Below are 17,154 nucleotides of genomic sequence, written 5' to 3' on the forward strand. Positions count from 1 at the left end.
AAGAGTGAGCGCAGTGGGCAAGATAATGCGGCACCCATGGGGATGGGGGCTCAGAATATCGATGCTCGTCTGGCTGCCAGTATTGGGCAATTAGAGGAACCGGCTGCCCCTGATTTTCAAGCCCTGCAAGATGTTCCCAAAGGCGGTGTTTTGTTTGCACTGCCCGCTTTATTAGTCACTGGGCTATTAAAATACAGTGAAAACTTTTTTAAACTCAGCAAAGGCTATTATGGATTAGACAGTCTGCTAATCATACTGGCCTTTATCGCACTTGTCCGGGTAAAGTCCATTGAGTCCTTGCGCTATAGTGCGCCAGGAGAATGGGGTAAACTGATTGGACTGGACCGTATTCCAGAAGTCCGCACCCTGCGGAGTAAAATCAAACAACTCACACAAGATGAAGGTCCTCTGCAATGGAGTGAAGCACTGTGCAAAGAATGGATGCAGAGTGCTCCTGAACAAGCCAGTATCCTTTATATTGATGGTCATGTCCGGGTTTATAATGGACATCAAACCAAACTTCCACGTCATCACGTAGCCCGACAAAAACTCTGTTTGCGGGCAACCACGGATTACTGGGTTAATGCAATGGATGGTCAACCCTTTATGGTCATTAACAAAGCAGTCGATCCGGGCATGATCAAGGTCATTGAAAATGACATCCTTCCGCAACTCGAAAAAAGGCTTCCCACTTTTGTTAATGCCCAAGAGCTGGAGTCCGATCCGCTATTGCATCGATTTACACTGGTGTGTGACAGAGAGTCTTACAGCCCGCCTTTTTTTAAACGCATGAAAGCACAGCGTGTTGCCTGTTTAACCTATCATAAATACCCGGGAGAAAACTGGCCGGAAGAAGAATTTTTACCCTATCAGGTCACTTTATCTTCTGGAGAGCAAGCACAACTCAAGCTCGCAGAACGAGGCCACTGCTTAAGTAATGGTCTCTGGGTACGGGAAATACGCAAACTCTCTCAAAAGGGACACCAGACCAGCATTATTGGAACCGACTATCGCTCAGAAATGATCCCGCTAGCTGTTGCCATGTTTGCCCGATGGTCTCAGGAGAATTTCTTCAAGTATTGCCGTGAACACTTTGGATTAGATAAGCTTGTTGACTATTGTATTGAACCAGTTTCCGATACCGTCAAGGTGGTTAATCCAGAATATCGTCGACTGGATAGCCAAATAAGATCCAGCCAGGGAAAACTAAATCGTCTGCTTGCCAGGTTTGCGACATTAACGCTGGATACGCCTATTGAGCCAGACAAAGTCGAGCCCTTCTTGCAAAAAAAGACCGCCTGCCAGGAAGACATTGAAGCCTTTCAGGTGAAAATCAAGACACTCAAAGAAAAGCGAAAACAAGCGCCACATTACCTTAAAGTGAAAGATTTACCCGAAGAGGAGCAATTTCAGCAACTCAGCACCAAAAGTAAACATTTCATCGATACCATCAAAATGATTGCTTATCGTGCTGAAACGGCAATGGCCAATTTGTTACGCGAAACGCTCTCACGCCCTGATGAAGTACGCAGTCTGTTACGGGCAATTTATAGTAGCGAGGCAGACCTGATTCCAGATCATGATCAAGGTAAGTACCCATGCAAAATTAATTTAACCTTTTATGCAAACTCTACTTTGTAATTCTTTCCAATATTAGACAGCACCTTAAATAATTCTTCCTGAAGAGAGGCATAGGATTCATAAGCTGAAAAAGGAAGCCATTCGTATTTTATTTTACGCCATATAATCTCGATAATATTTAACTCGGGTGAGTATGGCGGTATACGGTAAATGGATAGGTTTTTTTCTTTCCACCTTTCAAGGTTTTCATTAAATTCATTACTCGTATGAGTCGATGCATTATCAATAATAAGAGTTGTTGGTTTTTTAATCTGTTTAGCAAATTCATCAATACAAGCCACAACAACCGAAGTGTTTACACTCCCTTCAAAAACAAAAGAATCAAACCTGCAATCTCTGTTAACAAAACCTAATACATTAAGACGCTTGCTGTTTGAGCTTGGTATTTCAATCGTCTCACCTGACTGTTGCCAAGCATAAGGAACACAGGGTTCTAGTGTAAACCCCGACTCATCAAAGTAGCACAAATCAAGTTCATTCTCTTTATGTTGTTGTATTAATTCTTTTATTTCATCGGTTGCCAAATCAAATTTATCTTGATTACGCTTTATCCTTAAGGATTTTCTAACTCGTTTCCAAACAAGATCAGCTTGTTTACAAATACGTTTTATAGTATCAATGCTAACTGAAATGCCTAGATCTTCTTCAAATTTTGCTAGTACTGATTTTAATGATCTAGGAGATTTTTCAACTCTCTGGACTAAGCTTATTTGTTGTTTTTCAGTTAAAATACCTCGCCGTCCTCTTCCCTGACAGTCAACCAATCCATCGATTCCATTCTTTTCCCAGTTAGAAAACCAAGTGGAAACAGTTTGGCGGCATACGTTATAAATAGAACAAATCATGGGAACAGAATGCTCTTTGAAACTTAATAAAATAGCATGAGCTCGACTTCTACTTAAATGAAGTGGATGGTTTTTATGCATCACATTTAAAGCAGTAATTTCTTCTGGGAGTAGGTGTTTTATATAGAGCACAAACATTTAGAGTCAGCAAAATAATTGTTTATTATGACACCTTTTTTCGTTAAATTAATTTTGCGTAAGTACTTACATTAACGGTACGACTACACCATTTGGCCAATCGGAGTTATGACGTGGCGATACATAAATTATGTGATGAACTTAATAGCACAGAAACCAGATTTCCGCGAACTAATTTAAGGATGATCTTTAAACTGGGTTCAAAGTAAATTCCCCGAGATCAGGTGCTCTGAGTTTAAGTTTTAATGGATTTCTTTCAGGATAGCGAATCAAGATGTCTGATACTTGTTCGCGCTATGGCGCTTGCTGTGAGTATTTCCCTGGTCATTCTGTTATGTCAAAAACCCATTGCTACCTTTAGCTTTTACCTGATTAATTGCGACTCTAGTATTCAGGCATTAGCGCAGCAATATTTTAATATACGCATCTGGAGCGCACCTGCTACGCTAGCGCAATACGTGATTCTAGGCTGGTTCTTAGGCCGACAAAACACCAAGTGCCCTTTGCTTATCGTGATCACGACAAATTTATGTAATATTTTCCTGGATTTACTTTTTGTCATGCATTATGGCATGCAGACCGAAGGGGTTGCTCTGGCTTCGGTACTCTCTGAATATACAGGTTTAGCTCTTGGGCTTATGCTGATTGCCCGCAATAGATCCCGTTGCTCTCGTGCAATTTGCTGGTCTTATCTATTACAAATCGACAAGATAAAAGCTATGATGCTTATTAATAGTCACTTGTTTGTACGTACTTTATGTTTAATCTTCACCTTTAGTTTTTTTACTGTGCAAGGCGAAAAATTCGGCACTGCAATTCTGGCTGCAAATGCTATATTAATGCATTTTCAGACCTTTATGGCATATGTTCTGGATGGTTTTGCTCATGCGGCAGAAGCCCTGGTAGGACGAGCCTCAGGTGCTAAAAATAAAGCCTTACTACAACAATCACTAAGAACGACTGGCTTTTGGTCCTTGGTTGTTGCGTTGCTATTCTCACTAACATTCATCGTGATGGGCAAAGATATTATCAATGCTTTGACTCATTTACCCGAGGTTCGCGAACCAGCCTACGAATACTTACCCTGGTTGACTATCTTGCCGCTGATCTCTTTTTACAGTTTTTTAATGGATGGCGTATTTATCGGCGCGACTTTATCCAGACAAATGCGCGATTGTATCTTGATTTCTCTGTTTGTGGTTTTTTTACCTGTTTGGTATTACACGCAGGAAATGGCTAATCATGGCCTGTGGTTGGCTTTGAGCTTATTTATGCTTTTTCGTAGCTTAATAATGGCCGGGTATTTCGCCCATTACAGAAAGAATTGGTATAGAAAAGTGTACAAAGATTGCGCAGGCTGGGAATAAATGTAAGAGTGAGAGTTGATTGTTGCTATGAGAAAAACAGTGTCATGCTTGAAGCCGTCTAAACTCTATCCGGATATGCTATTATATGGCTTTTAATTCTAGTCTAGATAAGCCTATGAGCATAAAAATCTATCACAACCCAAGATGCAGCAAATCACGTCAAACACTAAAATTATTGGAAGAAAACGGCGCACAAGCCGAAATTATTGAGTATTTAAAAACGCCACCCACAGCTGAAGAGTTAGATACAATACTACAACTACTGGATATGCAACCACGCGAACTCATGCGCAAAGGTGAAGCCGAATATAAAGCGACGGGCATGGATAACCCAGATCTGGATCGCGCCGCGCTTATTGCTGGCATGGTTAACACACCGAAATTAATTGAACGCCCTATAGTTTTAGCCAATGGTAAAGCGGCACTCGGTCGTCCTCCAGAAAGTGTTTTAGCAATCTTATAAGTTATTTTTCGTAGAACGAGGCTTCAGCCCGTAGCTATTTTAATAATGGCGGGCTAAAGCCTCGCCCTACCACCCTTCAGGAACAAATGGTCAATATTCTGGTTTTATATTACAGCCGCAATGGTTCCACCAAGGCCATGGCACAACATATAGCCAGAGGGGTCGAATCTGTTTCCGGCGCGGAAGCTATGCTACGTACTGTGCCTAAAGTTTCGACAGTGTGTGAACAAACAGACGATGAGATTCCAGAGTCGGGCTCATTATATGTCACACTGGATGACTTAAATCAATGCGGCGGCCTGGCTCTGGGTAGTCCGACACACTTTGGCAATATGGCGGCACCGCTGAAATACTTTATTGATAATACCACCGAGGTCTGGTTTAGTGGTGCACTGAGTAATAAGCCTGCCGCTGTTTTTACTTCAACAGGCAGTATGCATGGAGGCCAGGAAACAACCTTATTATCTATGATGCTACCCTTATTTCATCAAGGCATGATCCTGTTAGGACTACCCAGCAGCGAAGATGCCTTACGCGAAACAGTTACTGGAGGCACCCCCTATGGTGCTAGTCATGTCAATCATGGACAGCATTCATTAAGTAAAGATGAAAAAACGCTGTGCTTTGCTCTGGGCGCACGCCTAGCCACAACCGCTATCAAACTAAAACCATCATGAATGCACGTCATTTTTACGCTATTGCTTTATCAGGCTATGTAGGCTTATTTGGTATTATAATGCTTTGGAATACGCTGATATCTCCCCCTGAGAAACTCCCTGTTGCTCTGGTACTTATTTTTACCGTCAGTCCTTTATTATTGCCACTACGGGGCTTTATAAAAGGTAATTTGAAAAGCTGCTCATGGATGGCTTACCTGAGTATGCCTTACTTTATGCATGGCAGCATTGAAGCCTATGCCCGAACAGAGCGCTTACTTCCTTCCCTGGAAGTTTTGTTTAGCCTAATGTTATTTTTAGGTGCGACATTTTTTGTGCGCTATGCGGCAAGAAACAAATAATAATGGCGGAGCAAATCCCGGTACAATTTGATCTTAAGACTGAACAATCCTTTGCTAGTTTTTATACCGCTAGTCATCAGGAAATCATCCAGAATCTAACAGATACGGCAAGTGGCGAAGGCGAACAACAGCTCTATCTTTGGGGTAAGCCCGGCTCAGGTAAATCGCATTTATTGCAGGCATGCTGCTTGCGCGCCCATCAACGCAACCGTAGCGCTTTTTACCTGCCTTTAAATGTAGATGAACTTTCCACGCCCGATATTCTTAATGGCCTAGAGACGTTTGAACTTATTTGCCTGGATAATATCGAATCTTGCGCAGGTGATAATGCGTGGGAACTTGCTTTATTTAATTTCTATAATCAACAACGCGAAAATAATCACCAGCTGATTATAGCTGCGCTTAGTCCACCCAGCTATTTAGCAATACAGTTAGCGGATTTAAAGACGCGCATGAGCTGGGGTCTAACCTTAAAATTACAGGATTTCTCCGATGCAGAACAAATGGCTGCGTTCACCTTTAAGGCGAAAAACCGGGGGTTTGAAATTTCTCCGCAGGTGGGTGACTTCCTGACTAAACATTATGCACGAGAATTACCTGAATTATGGCGGCTATTACCCAAACTGGAACAGGCTACTCTGGTTGCCAAACGTAAACTGACTGTGCCGTTTTTAAAACAGATTCTGGCGAAGGAATAAAAAATGGATGCTTGTTCAAGCCAATTGAAAGTATGTTGGTTTGTAGCTACCCAGCTTCGCTGAGTAGCTACTATTTATTAAACGAAAGAGTAGATAAAAACAGCTAACAGAGCCATCAACATTGACCGTAAATATGCCGCTTCAGTGTGTTTTTACTGCACGTTATGCAACGTCCTATGTTACAAGAAAAAAATATGCCTATAGCTAATCAGATTGCAGATGTAATCATCCAAGTAGCTAAAAAGGAAAATACCATTCTTTCTACTTTAGCCAACGAAGGGATATTTCATATGCCAGAATTGGCATTTGCATACGAATGTGGAAAAGCAATCATGCAAGAATCGTCATCAATCTTCAAAAATGTCTCGTTCCCACGCTCTTCGTGGGAATGCAGTGGGTGACGCTCTGCGTCACGGAACGCAGAGCGTTCCTGTATGCATTCCCACGCGGAGCGTGGGAACGAGAATCAATTTTATTAATAACAACCTGACAGTTCTTGATAAAACGCAACAGAGCCAACTACGCCAATTTTACTGGATGAATCAGCCTGCTTTATATGAACTTCCTGTTGATAGAAAAAACCAAGATAAATATTCGACTGTTTAAAGTATCGATAGACATAGCCACCCCATTGTTGTGTACTACTAGCACCCGGCGCGAATAAGTCAGGATAGTTTTTTTCTGCCCACGCGAACAAGCAATCTGACACGGCCGAAAAACTGGTTTTAGTTTTTCTGGATAATTTAAATATGCCTTTATGTGAAGAAAAAAACATATCCCCAGAAGCGCTTATTAATGATCCATTCCCAGCCTCTTCTAGTCCATTATTCACTACTAACCATGTGACTCCACGATCAGCGCTATACTGAACCTGGCCTTCTTTCAACCAGTACAGACCTTGCAGATTGACCGGATCAAATTCAATTTCAGGTGCAATATCTTCATCAGCATGAGTCAATTGCTGCAGAGTTTTTAGCCAACTTTCTCCGCCATTTTCTGATCGCCAAAAACTTTTCTGACCTATGGAATAAATCAACAGATCAGGATTTTGCGGATGCATTATAAGTCTCGCTTCCCCATCTATCGCCTCGCTAACAAGAAGCTTCCAGTTATCGCCGCCGTTTATTGATTTGTATAGTTCTGTAAATCCACCCTGCGCCCCGTTACGAGCCCCGTCAAAATAAGCCAAGCTATAAATAATATTCGGGTTTCTCGGATCGATTTGGGGCAGTCCAACAAAATCAAGTCCCTGGCCTGACTCATTGATTATATTCCTGATATTTTTCCAACTCAGTCCATTATCAATACTTTTTCTAAGAACTCCTGGTGGGTGGAAATAGGCATAAAGTGTTTGACCGTCATTAGCATAAATAATAGCTTCAAGGCCATCTTCTACTGGTAGTATTTCCCAATTCTCACCCGAATCTACACTACGAAATAAACCAGACCGAGTTTGACAAATAAGCTCATGACTATTGACTGGGTTAATGATAAATTTAATACAGGTGCCTGTGACAGAGCTGTTAGTCCTATATGCTTGCCAAAGCAAGCCTCCATCAGTTGTTTTATGATGAAATCCATTCCAACGGTCAGCTATATACATGACATCCACATTATTCTGGCCTTCTATTACACTTAAATCACCACCAATTTTCTTGACTCCGGTATTGCTAAGCACCCAATCTAAACCACCATTTTCACTGCGTAACACGCCTTCACCATAAGCCATTAAGAGCTGCTGATTATTATGCCTATTTATGACTAAATCGCTGAGTACATAAGGTGCAACATCAATCACTTCCCAGCTATCACCAGAGTCATAAGACTTAGCAAAATGAGTCGTATTATATCCATAGTTTTTATAGTGCATTTCATGTCCATATAACTTAGCACCTAAATCCTGCAAGCATTATACATAATAATCCACAAAACTCCTTATTAAACAATGATATAATATCATTTTCCTGATTTCACTATCTCATTGTTTTAATGAAGCCCTCTAAAGTATCAAAATCCTCATCTCACGTAAGAAACCGTACCCGAACGGTAAAAATGACATCTACAGCACATGGATTGACAAGCCAGGCGGGACTGATTCCCGTCGTGAAATATTTAGACAGGATAGGTTTTGAAAAAACCGTAAAACAAAGCGTTCCACATCGGCGGGGTGAAAATGCAGACCATCACTTATCTGATGTGGTTCTATTGACGTTGGTTGGCATGATGGGGGGAGCAACATCAATGGCAAAGGTGACGACCGTATGGGCAGATAGCGTACTGCGCAAAGTAGCTGGCTGGATAAAGATTCCTGTTGAAACCACAATTTTACGGATCTTTAAAGAAGTAAGTGATAGGCAGATAAGCCAGTTTGAAACGCTCACGCATACTTTGCGTGGTCAACACTGGCGGCGATTGCTTCGTTCCGGAAAATCGAAAACTGGCATACAATCCGTCCAGTGGGTCGATGTCGATTCAACTGTGGACACCGTTTGTGGTCGACAAGAAGGAAGTGCCAAAGGCTTCAACCCCAAAAAGAAAGGTGCCCGTTCATACCATCCACAACTCGCTTTTCTAGCGGAAACAAAAGAAATTTTACAAGCCTGGTTCCGGACAGGCAATGCCTTTACAAGCAATGGTGTTGTAGAATTTACCAAACAGTTACTTGCACACTTGCCCAATCGGATGCGCATTATTTTTCGCGGTGACAGTGGTTATTTTGTCGGTGATTTGCTTGAATTTCTCGATACCAGAGGGCATGGGTATCTAATAAAGGTTAAACTTAAGAATTTGAACGCATTGCTGGCCAAACAGGCCTGGACAGCCATACAAGGCCGACCCGGTTGGGAGCAGAGCGAGTTTCAATATCGTTGTGGTGGCTGGTCTCGCTCTCGTCAGTTTGTCGCGGTCAGGATAAAGCAACCTAAACAAGTGACAGGACCTCAGTCCGAGCTTTGGGATACGGCAGAATATGACTATTTTTGTTATGTAACAACTGAACCTCTATCGCCTTGGCAAACACATAAGAAGTATGGTGAACGAGCGACGTGCGAAACATGGATTGAAGAAGCAAAATCACAAATGGGTTTAGGTAAAATCAGAACGAATCAATTTCTGGCTAATGCCGCATTATTTCATTGCGCCGTTCTTGCCTACAATACCGTGCGCTGGATGGCTCAATTGAGTGGCAACAAAACGTTGTGCCAATGGGAGCCGGATACACTTCGTACTTATCTGATTCGGGTGGCTGGAAAATTACTCACAGGCAATAATCAGCTGAGAGTCAGAACACCTGCAGGTCCGCTCTATCCACAGGAATGGGATGATTGGGTTAAGGTGGGGTTACTCGCTTAACATTAACCGAAGTTAAGTCACTTTGATTAAAAGGTCATGGCACGTTGGCAGGGTGTTTATTGCCTTGGGCTCGGGGGATATCCATACGATACAAAAAATTTCCTCTATTTATGATTTAAATCTGGATATTTTGATCGGTTGGACAAAGAGGGCTGGCAAAGCGGCAGTAAAAACCTAATAACCACTTAGCTAGACAGGTTAATGAGAGTCAAAATATGGGCTTGCAGGATTTAGGTAGCATATAAAATCCCGGAATCGACAGGATCAAGATAAACTTTAGTAACATCAGCATGTAATAGATTTGCACCTTCACCTGGCGGCACCAATAACTGCCAATCTTTACCAGCATTATCACTTATCATTACTTTATCTTCACTTTCGAATGAAGAACTTGATGGAAAACGAAACGTTGCATAAAGTGTTTCACTCTGTTCCTGGGACATAGCAAAATTTCCCCGACATTCTACGTCAGGGACTTTAATAGTGACCCAGTTTAATCCACCATCGATGCTTTTGTATAAAGTTTGAGTATTACCGATATATTTACTCCAGGCATACGCATTGACAATAGTCTCTGCATATAAAACATCAGGATTTTTAGTATCCCTGGCTATCGTATGAATATTAGACCTGTCTACTGATGGCTGTTTTCCATCTGCTTCAGGAAGTGCAACCCAGCTTTTCCCATTATTAAAGCTTCTAAAAGTAGCCGAAATAGAACCGTCACCCCTTAAATTTAGCCCATCAATTATTTCAGTATCTGCTTGCTTCATTCTGAAACTATTAATGGGAGCACCTTCTGGCCCAATGGCTTGCCAGTAAGGAAAATCATCCGCAGCATAGAGATTTAAGCTAGTGAAAAAAAGCACTAGTAAAGGCATGCATAAATAGAGTGCCGCTGGAAATTTGTTATCTACTATTTGTTTCATAAAAGTTCCTGATTACGTATGACTCTCAGCCATAGTAAAATAAAACATGAAAAATCTGCATGTTAACTAACTCGTCATTCCCGAAATTTTTTATCGGGAATCTATGCTTAACCTACGAGATTCCTGCTAAAAGCATGCAGGAATGACGGAGTCTAGCTGAGAGTAGCAAGCATAATAACCAAGTAAAAGTTTAACTCCCCAAACTCCAATCGTCTCATGCGAATTTTCTCGTTTATCTCGTTCCCATGCTCCGCGTGGGAATGCAGTGGGTGACGCTCTGCGTCACGGAACGCAGAGCGTTCCTGAATGCATTCCCACGGAGACCGTGGGAACGAGAAAATTCTGTAAATTATCAATTACAGCCTGATAGTTCTTGATAGAACGCAACAGAGCCGACTACGCCAATTTTGCTTGAAGAATCAGCCTGCTTTAAATGGACTTCCTGTGCGTAGAAAAACCCAAGGTAGGTATTCGATTGTTTATAATAGCGGTAGACATAGCCACCCCATTGTTCAGAGCTGCTAGTACCTGGAATGAACAAGTCAGGGTATTCCTTTTCAGCCCATGCGAACAGACAACCCGACACGCCCGAAAAATCAGTTTTCTCAGAGAGCTTAAAGATGCCTGTCCTTGCAGAAGCAAATACACTTCCGGACGAAGTGTGTAGTAATAGGTTGTCTTCACCTTCCAAACCCTTGTTGATTAAATCCCAGGTGATACCTTGATCGGAACTATGGTAAACACCTTGGTAAATACCTTGATCTATTGCTGCAAACAGGCTATTTAAATTATTAGGGTCAAAAACTATTTGCGGAGCTGAATAAGTATCTGTAACGAGCAAGGATTCTAATGTTTTTTCCCAGCTTTTACCGCCATCGTTTGATAGCATAATATTGCTCATGCCCCTGACAAATAGAAGGTTTTCTGGATTGTGCGGATTAATAAATAACTTCCATTCTCCAAATACAGCGGTTTTTGGCACAAAAATTAGCTGCCAACTATCGCCACGGTCTATTGATTTAAATATTCCTCCTGAGGCGAATACATATAAAGTACCTGGATTAACAGGGTCAAAGATTGGGGGCTTAGTGTAAGCTAGGGGGGCAATTACCTTCCAGGTTTTCCCAGCATCCGAGCTTCTACGTATATCACCTGCAATCAACGTATAAATCATGCCATCCTGAGCATACATCGCTTTTGCATTGCGTTCGGCTCTGAGTACTTCCCAGTGATTAGCGGCATCTTTACTGATAAATAGCCCTGCATAACTCTGGCAAATAATTTCCTGATTTTGTAACGGGTTAAGCAGGAATTTATGACATTCACCCATTACGGGTTCCGCAACCGTAAATATTTGCCAATGCTGACCTGCATCGGTACTTCTATAATAGGTATTGAAATCATCAATCATGTACATCACAGCATTATTATCTTCTGCAACGCTTAAGGATCGTGTGCCAATTAAATTCATGCCTGTATTACCAGGAACCCAGTTTTCACCACCGTCCTCACTACGTAAAACCCCTTGGCCGCGTCCGGCAGTCATTAATAATTTTTGCTTATTGTGTGCATTGATAAGTATTTCGCTACCAGGAATATAGGGAGAAACATCAATGACCTGCCAGCTCTCCCCTGAATTATATGATTTTGCAATGCGACTTGCATACGTTACCCTGTCTGCAAAATCAACAGCCCTTAAGGTCGCATATAAAATGCGCGAGTCTGTCGGATCAATAAAGAGCCTGGTGATATTAAATTCTGTCTGGTTTTCATAAGGGTTAACGAGAAACGTCCAGTCCTGGCCGCCATTGTTGCTTAACATCGTTATGCCATCGAATGAGGCATAAAGTTTTTCACTATTATCAGGCGCAATAGTAAAGCCGCCACTATATTTTTTAGTGGGCAGCGTAATATTCACCCAGCTTAACCCGCCATTGATACTTTTATATAAAATGTTCTCGAAAGGCGAAGGCGGCGTAAAATCTCCAGCCCACAAAACTACCCCATAGAGAATATCAGGATGTTTTGTATCACTGGCGATAATTGTAATATCTGTATTATCGTCTGAGCGTAAATTAACCCGCGCATCTGTTGGAAGCCATTGCTGACCACCATCCTGGCTAATAGCCATCCCAAATTCAACAAAATTTTCGGTTTTGGTTAGAATTCGTAAGGACTGAGTGACAGGCGTAGGATTTAGTGCGAAAAAGCTGGAGGCCTGACTATTTAAATCACCCGCCAGTAGCTGCCAGTGCATCGCGTTATCGACACTTTTAAATAAGCTATCTGAATGGTAGGTATACAGAATATGCGGGTTAACGGCATCAACTGCCAAGTCTAATGCAAGACTATCAGGGAAGTATCTCCGTGGCTTCTTTAAGTGAGGCAGCACAACCCAGCTCTGTCCGCCATTGCTGCTTTTTAAATAAGCGCCTATATTAAAATTGCCTAGTATAGCCGTAGCATAAATAATTTCAGGATAATCCTGATTGGTAATCAAATGTTCAATTATTGCGCCCTCTGGTCCTATTCTTTTCCAGAAATGTTGATCCTCTGCGGCATAAAGATTAAAACTAGTATAAAACAGGACTAAGAAAGGTATAGACAGGCGTAGCATCGTTTTAAATTTAAAACAGCCGAAAATTTTATCTAGTATTGTTTTCATCATCTTTCACTCCGTGGATCTAACTAAAATCATGGGCTACAAATTTAAGACGGGAGACCTGAAAATAAGTACCCAAGCATAATTAATTTAACAAATTTTACGCAGGATTTTTTTTCATTTTCAAGGCGCATAAATAGGCGCATAGCTGGCTACGCAACTCTTTATGCAACGCTGAAAATGAGAAAAAAGACAAGTAAAATATTGGATTAATTATGCTTGGGTACTTATAGACTCAGGAGAAGATTGTTTTTACCATGAAGGACATGAAGAGAATGAAGAAGTTAGTTTTTCCCTTCATTAGCTTCATGTCCTTCATGGTGAGTTGTGTCCCGCGTTAAGTGGATAACCAAATCATGCTATATCTTGTCATCATGAGCCTAAACCAAAAAAATAACAATACTTATTCCATACCGCGTAAAGCTTCAGTCACCGCCTGCAAGTCATCCATAATCCAGGTCGGTGCGTAATCAATGTTAGTTATATCTTCCTGGGTTGAAGCTCCCGTTAACACCATCAAACTACGCATACCGGTGCGTACTGCCCCTAAAATATCGGTATCCAGTCGGTCGCCGATAGCAATGGTGTTTTCAGGTGTACTGCCTAATAATGCCAAAGCTTGCTGATAGATAATTGGCTCAGGTTTGCCAATGACCTTGGGAGTGCAACCAGTCGCCGCATGTAAAGCAGCCAGAATTGCGCCATTGCCCTGTATCAGTCCCCGCTCAGTTGGCAACGTAGTATCACCATTAGTGGCAATAAACTCTGCACCCGCGCGTAAATTAAGCGTTGCTGTGGATAGTTTATCCCAGTTAATCGACTCATCTTTACCACAGACCACTATATCCGCACCCTGTCCTGGTGTAGCTTCAGTATTTAATTGATAGAGCTCGGTTAAAGTAAACCCCTGTTCTAATAATGGCAATCTTGCGCCATCTTCGCCTAAAACAAAGACTCTTGTTGTCGCTGGATCTTTGTGCTGCGCAAGGTACAGTGCAGTCGCCATGCCCGAGGTTAATATCTCTTTTCCCTCGACTGTAACGCCCATACGGGCCAGTTTTTTGATATATTGATCGTTGGTATGGCTAGCGTTATTGGTTGCCAGCACAAACGGAATTTCCTGCTCGCGTAAAACCTGAAAGAATTCGTTTAATCCGGCAATGGCTTGTTCTCCATGCCATAATACGCCATCCATATCAATGATCAGTGCGTGTATATCAGTAAAGGGTGCAGTCATGTTAAGTTCTTTTTGGAAGCAAAATAAGCGGGTGAAATATTCAGGCCTTTTCAGCCTACTATTAATAGCGCTCAGTATAACAGGCTGTAGCGTCAATCAGCCACGCCAGGCTGCAATTGCCTCAGCCCACCCGTTAGCAACACAAGCAGGCTTTGAAATTTTACGCCAAGGTGGCAATGTCTATGATGCGGCTGTTGCCGTTAGCGCTGCCCTGGCAGTGGTTGAACCGTCTGGATCCGGGCTGGGCGGTGGTGGATTCTGGTTATTACATCGCGAAAGTGACGACCTGGATATCATGATAGATGGTCGTGAAAAAGCGCCTTTAACCGCAGATAAAGATATGTTTGTTAATGCATCGGGCGAGGTCAATCCGCTGCTCTCACTCAATGGTGCTTTGGCTGCTGGTATTCCCGGTATGCCTGCAGGCCTGGTGCATCTGTCAAAAAAATATGGCAAGCTGCCCTTAGCGACAAGCTTACAACCCGCCATACGCTATGCTGAGCAAGGCTTTCAAATTGATACCCGACATCAAAAATTATTAAGCATGCGACAAGGCGTTCTCAATCAACACGCTGAAACAGCGGCTATTTTCTTACAAGATGGACAAATTCCTGCTAAAGACAGCTTGCTTAAACAAACGGATCTGGCACAAACGTTAAGACACATCGCCGATCAGGGAAAGTCAGGATTCTATGCAGGGACCGTTGCGGATAAATTAGTGCAGGCAGTACAAAAAGAGGGCGGAATCTGGACTTTAGAGGATTTACTTAACTACCAAATAGTCGAGCGTGCCCCGGTCACAGGAAGCTATAAAGATATAAAGATAACCAGCGCGGCTCTGCCTTCATCAGGCGGGATTGTTTTGATTGAAGCCTTAAATATCCTGGAAGATATTGATCTGCAAGCAGTAGATAATATAACGCGCAAACACCTGATTGTTGAAGCGATGCGCCGCGCCTATCATGACCGGGCTTTATATTTAGGAGATGCTGATTTTGTCGATGTCCCAGTAGCGCGCCTGATCAATAAATATTATGCACAAGGGCAATCTAGTACGATCCGCACAGATAAAGCACTCGCTAGTGATCATTTAACAGGGAACACTCAGGAGCAACCCGGCGGTCAAAATACCACGCATTTTTCAATTATAGATAATGAAGGTAATCGCGTTGCCGCCACTTTAAGCATTAATTTTCCCTTCGGAGCAGGGCTAGTTGCAAGCGGTACAGGCGTATTACTCAATAATGAAATGGATGATTTTGTCAGCGCTGAAAACAGCGCGAATGGCTATGGTTTAGTTGGTGGTAATGCCAATGCAATCGCCCCGGAAAAACGTATGTTATCCAGCATGACCCCGACATTTCTAGAAGACAGTGAGCGTATTGCCGTATTAGGCACACCCGGTGGTAGCCGAATTATTTCCATGGTGTTATTGGCAGCGCTGGATTTTTCCGCAGGTCATTCACCTGAGTCCTGGGTGAAGGTAAAGCGCTTTCACCATCAATATATGCCCGATCATATTTTATATGAAAAAGGCGGTTTAACTACCCAGGAACTTGAAGGTTTACAAGCATTGGGGCATCAGCTTAAGCAAACTTATAACTATGGCAATATGCAGGCCGTGGAATTGGATAAAGTAAATAACAGTTTATCTGCGGCTAGCGACTCTAGAGGGGAAGGCTTTGCCAGTGTGCGGCAAATACATGATTAATACGACTATAGATCTTCACTATTATTCTTCGGTATTAAGTTTTACACCAAAACTAGCAGACTATCTAAGCTTACTGGATAAAGATGAACTGGCCGTTGCTGAACGCTTTAAATTTACTGAACTCAAGCAGCGCTATATTATTAGCCATGGCATGCTAAGACAATTACTAGCCGAACGTGCCAATGAATCAGCAACTAGTTTACGCATTGAAAAAACTGAATTCGGTAAACCCTTCTTAGCTGATTACCCAGACTTGAGTTTTAATATGTCCCATTCCGGCGATATTTTAGCTATCGCTATAAGTGACTCTCAATGCCAACTTGGAGTGGATGTAGAATGCTATAAGACAAGAAGCACCTTGGAAGGTCTAGTAAAAAAATGTTTTGCACCCGAGGAAGCAGAATTTTGGTATAGCCAGGACGCAGTGCAGCGCACACAAGTTTTCTATCAATTCTGGGTAAAAAAAGAAGCTTTAGTTAAAGCAGTTGGTAAAGGTATTACCTTGGGACTGAACCAGTGTGTAGTCAACCCTGATGATTTAAACTCTTTTTTACGCGTACCTGAACTAGCGGGTTTAGCCACGCAATGGCAAATTTACCCGTTGGACTTATCTAACCAGGAATTCGGCGCGACAGTGTGTAATAAGCAAAGTACAGTGCTGCAAAAATGCGTGGTTTTTAATTAACAAGTTACCTTAAACCTAGAAAAATCAGTTGAGCGCGAATTTATAGCGAAAATGCCATATAAATAGTACTGATATTTATTAATAAACCAAACAAAACAACTTACTAGAAACAAAAAAGAGATTAAAGTTACTCGCGTAATTTAATATATACAGCTAACATGGAACCGGGGTCTTTAGCCCCGTCGGCATGCGGCGATAAAGACCCAGATTCTAGCATTTTTGATTCTTGCGTGCTAACTCTTTAGGTAACTACTCAGCGTATCTGATAGTTACGAAATTAGATTGTATATTTCCAGCTAGGCACCAGAAAAGTAGGTATTTGATAAAAAACACCCTGATGGAACAAGCGTTTTTGTGGATGGGGAGGAGGTACAACGTGCCCATCATGTTTTCGTTGATGGGCATGGAT

15 protein-coding genes and 1 pseudogene are annotated in these 17,154 nt (G+C 42.2%); 11 read left to right on the forward strand and 5 right to left on the reverse strand.

The annotated features are described in order from the left end of the window. Positions 1 to 36: 36 nt before the first annotated feature. Complete coding sequence (locus ACQY3F_RS17005; RefSeq protein WP_428356132.1) at positions 37 to 1,641, forward strand: putative transposase; 1,605 nt, start codon at positions 37 to 39, stop codon at positions 1,639 to 1,641. Here the strand turns inward: ACQY3F_RS17005 and ACQY3F_RS17010 are convergent. Then, a complete protein-coding gene (locus ACQY3F_RS17010) occupies positions 1,620 to 2,624 on the reverse strand; it encodes an IS630 family transposase (protein ID WP_428353111.1) in 1,005 nt (334 codons plus the stop codon). The two genes, ACQY3F_RS17005 and ACQY3F_RS17010, sit on opposite strands and share 22 nt — an antisense overlap. A gap of 83 nt (positions 2,625 to 2,707) precedes the next feature. On the opposite strand from ACQY3F_RS17010, the pseudogene ACQY3F_RS17015 reads away from it, so the two are divergent. From ACQY3F_RS17015 to ACQY3F_RS17045, 7 genes and pseudogenes are all read left to right on the forward strand, one after another. Then, positions 2,708 to 2,833 (forward strand): annotated as a pseudogene (locus ACQY3F_RS17015) (hypothetical protein); the annotation flags it as partial. A gap of 36 nt (positions 2,834 to 2,869) precedes the next feature. Then, positions 2,870 to 3,991: an MATE family efflux transporter gene (locus ACQY3F_RS17020; protein WP_428356134.1), complete on the forward strand. Its 1,122-nt coding sequence runs from the start codon at positions 2,870 to 2,872 to the stop codon at positions 3,989 to 3,991. Positions 3,992 to 4,106: 115 nt separating this feature from the next. Beyond that, positions 4,107 to 4,454, forward strand: a complete 348-nt coding sequence (arsC, locus tag ACQY3F_RS17025) for an arsenate reductase (glutaredoxin) (protein ID WP_428356135.1) — start codon at positions 4,107 to 4,109, stop codon at positions 4,452 to 4,454. A gap of 86 nt (positions 4,455 to 4,540) precedes the next feature. Continuing rightward, the gene (wrbA, locus tag ACQY3F_RS17030; RefSeq protein ID WP_428356136.1) at positions 4,541 to 5,131 is read left to right on the forward strand and encodes an NAD(P)H:quinone oxidoreductase; all 591 of its coding nucleotides are present in this window, start codon (positions 4,541 to 4,543) and stop codon (positions 5,129 to 5,131) included. After that, a complete protein-coding gene (locus ACQY3F_RS17035; RefSeq protein ID WP_428356137.1) occupies positions 5,128 to 5,472 on the forward strand; it encodes a DUF2069 domain-containing protein in 345 nt (114 codons plus the stop codon). Before wrbA ends, ACQY3F_RS17035 begins: the two co-directional genes overlap by 4 nt. Before the next feature lie 2 nt (positions 5,473 to 5,474). After that, complete coding sequence (gene hda, locus ACQY3F_RS17040; RefSeq protein WP_428356139.1) at positions 5,475 to 6,170, forward strand: DnaA regulatory inactivator Hda; 696 nt, start codon at positions 5,475 to 5,477, stop codon at positions 6,168 to 6,170. 164 nt (positions 6,171 to 6,334) lie between these two features. Next, positions 6,335 to 6,571 (forward strand): hypothetical protein, encoded by a 237-nt coding sequence (locus tag ACQY3F_RS17045; RefSeq protein WP_428356140.1) that lies wholly within the window; start codon positions 6,335 to 6,337, stop codon positions 6,569 to 6,571. A gap of 74 nt (positions 6,572 to 6,645) precedes the next feature. On the opposite strand, the gene ACQY3F_RS17050 is transcribed toward ACQY3F_RS17045, so the two are convergent. Further along, positions 6,646 to 8,076: a WD40/YVTN/BNR-like repeat-containing protein gene (locus ACQY3F_RS17050; RefSeq protein WP_428356141.1), complete on the reverse strand. Its 1,431-nt coding sequence runs from the start codon at positions 8,074 to 8,076 to the stop codon at positions 6,646 to 6,648. 83 nt (positions 8,077 to 8,159) lie between these two features. Between ACQY3F_RS17050 and ACQY3F_RS17055 the strand changes: the two genes are divergently transcribed. Continuing rightward, a complete protein-coding gene (locus tag ACQY3F_RS17055) occupies positions 8,160 to 9,521 on the forward strand; it encodes an IS1380 family transposase (protein ID WP_428352976.1) in 1,362 nt (453 codons plus the stop codon). Positions 9,522 to 9,751: 230 nt separating this feature from the next. Here the strand turns inward: ACQY3F_RS17055 and ACQY3F_RS17060 are convergent, their stop codons facing one another. The 3 genes from ACQY3F_RS17060 to ACQY3F_RS17070 form a co-directional block, all read right to left on the reverse strand. Then, complete coding sequence (locus tag ACQY3F_RS17060; RefSeq protein WP_428356142.1) at positions 9,752 to 10,450, reverse strand: WD40/YVTN/BNR-like repeat-containing protein; 699 nt, start codon at positions 10,448 to 10,450, stop codon at positions 9,752 to 9,754. Positions 10,451 to 10,802: 352 nt separating this feature from the next. Continuing rightward, positions 10,803 to 13,118, reverse strand: a complete 2,316-nt coding sequence (locus ACQY3F_RS17065) for a WD40/YVTN/BNR-like repeat-containing protein (protein WP_428356143.1) — start codon at positions 13,116 to 13,118, stop codon at positions 10,803 to 10,805. Positions 13,119 to 13,515: 397 nt separating this feature from the next. Next, positions 13,516 to 14,349, reverse strand: coding sequence for an HAD-IIA family hydrolase (locus ACQY3F_RS17070; protein WP_428356144.1), 834 nt, complete (start codon positions 14,347 to 14,349; stop codon positions 13,516 to 13,518). Here ACQY3F_RS17070 and ggt point away from each other — a divergent pair. After that, a complete protein-coding gene (gene ggt / locus ACQY3F_RS17075) occupies positions 14,348 to 16,060 on the forward strand; it encodes a gamma-glutamyltransferase (RefSeq protein ID WP_428356146.1) in 1,713 nt (570 codons plus the stop codon). The two genes, ACQY3F_RS17070 and ggt, sit on opposite strands and share 2 nt — an antisense overlap. Continuing rightward, a complete protein-coding gene (locus ACQY3F_RS17080) occupies positions 16,053 to 16,745 on the forward strand; it encodes a 4'-phosphopantetheinyl transferase family protein (protein WP_428356147.1) in 693 nt (230 codons plus the stop codon). Before ggt ends, ACQY3F_RS17080 begins: the two co-directional genes overlap by 8 nt. Positions 16,746 to 17,154 lie beyond the last annotated feature (409 nt).

The sequence above is a fragment of the Methyloprofundus sp. genome (assembly GCF_965251085.1).
Taxonomy (GTDB): Bacteria; Pseudomonadota; Gammaproteobacteria; order Methylococcales; family Methylomonadaceae; genus Methyloprofundus.

What these genes read in the sequence shown, in the direction of transcription:
- ACQY3F_RS17005 (WP_428356132.1), top strand. Translation starts at nt 37, where the DNA reads ATGGGGATGGGGGCTCAGAATATCGATGCTCGTCTGGCTGCCAGTATT.
- ACQY3F_RS17010 (WP_428353111.1), bottom strand. Translation starts at nt 2,624, where the DNA reads ATGTTTGTGCTCTATATAAAACACCTACTCCCAGAAGAAATTACTGCT.
- ACQY3F_RS17020 (WP_428356134.1), top strand. Translation starts at nt 2,870, where the DNA reads ATGGATTTCTTTCAGGATAGCGAATCAAGATGTCTGATACTTGTTCGC.
- arsC (WP_428356135.1), top strand. Translation starts at nt 4,107, where the DNA reads ATGAGCATAAAAATCTATCACAACCCAAGATGCAGCAAATCACGTCAA.
- wrbA (WP_428356136.1), top strand. Translation starts at nt 4,541, where the DNA reads ATGGTCAATATTCTGGTTTTATATTACAGCCGCAATGGTTCCACCAAG.
- ACQY3F_RS17035 (WP_428356137.1), top strand. Translation starts at nt 5,128, where the DNA reads ATGAATGCACGTCATTTTTACGCTATTGCTTTATCAGGCTATGTAGGC.
- hda (WP_428356139.1), top strand. Translation starts at nt 5,475, where the DNA reads ATGGCGGAGCAAATCCCGGTACAATTTGATCTTAAGACTGAACAATCC.
- ACQY3F_RS17045 (WP_428356140.1), top strand. Translation starts at nt 6,335, where the DNA reads ATGCAACGTCCTATGTTACAAGAAAAAAATATGCCTATAGCTAATCAG.
- ACQY3F_RS17055 (WP_428352976.1), top strand. Translation starts at nt 8,160, where the DNA reads ATGAAGCCCTCTAAAGTATCAAAATCCTCATCTCACGTAAGAAACCGT.
- ACQY3F_RS17060 (WP_428356142.1), bottom strand. Translation starts at nt 10,450, where the DNA reads ATGAAACAAATAGTAGATAACAAATTTCCAGCGGCACTCTATTTATGC.
- ACQY3F_RS17065 (WP_428356143.1), bottom strand. Translation starts at nt 13,118, where the DNA reads ATGATGAAAACAATACTAGATAAAATTTTCGGCTGTTTTAAATTTAAA.
- ggt (WP_428356146.1), top strand. Translation starts at nt 14,348, where the DNA reads ATGTTAAGTTCTTTTTGGAAGCAAAATAAGCGGGTGAAATATTCAGGC.
- ACQY3F_RS17070 (WP_428356144.1), bottom strand. Translation starts at nt 14,349, where the DNA reads ATGACTGCACCCTTTACTGATATACACGCACTGATCATTGATATGGAT.
- ACQY3F_RS17080 (WP_428356147.1), top strand. Translation starts at nt 16,053, where the DNA reads ATGATTAATACGACTATAGATCTTCACTATTATTCTTCGGTATTAAGT.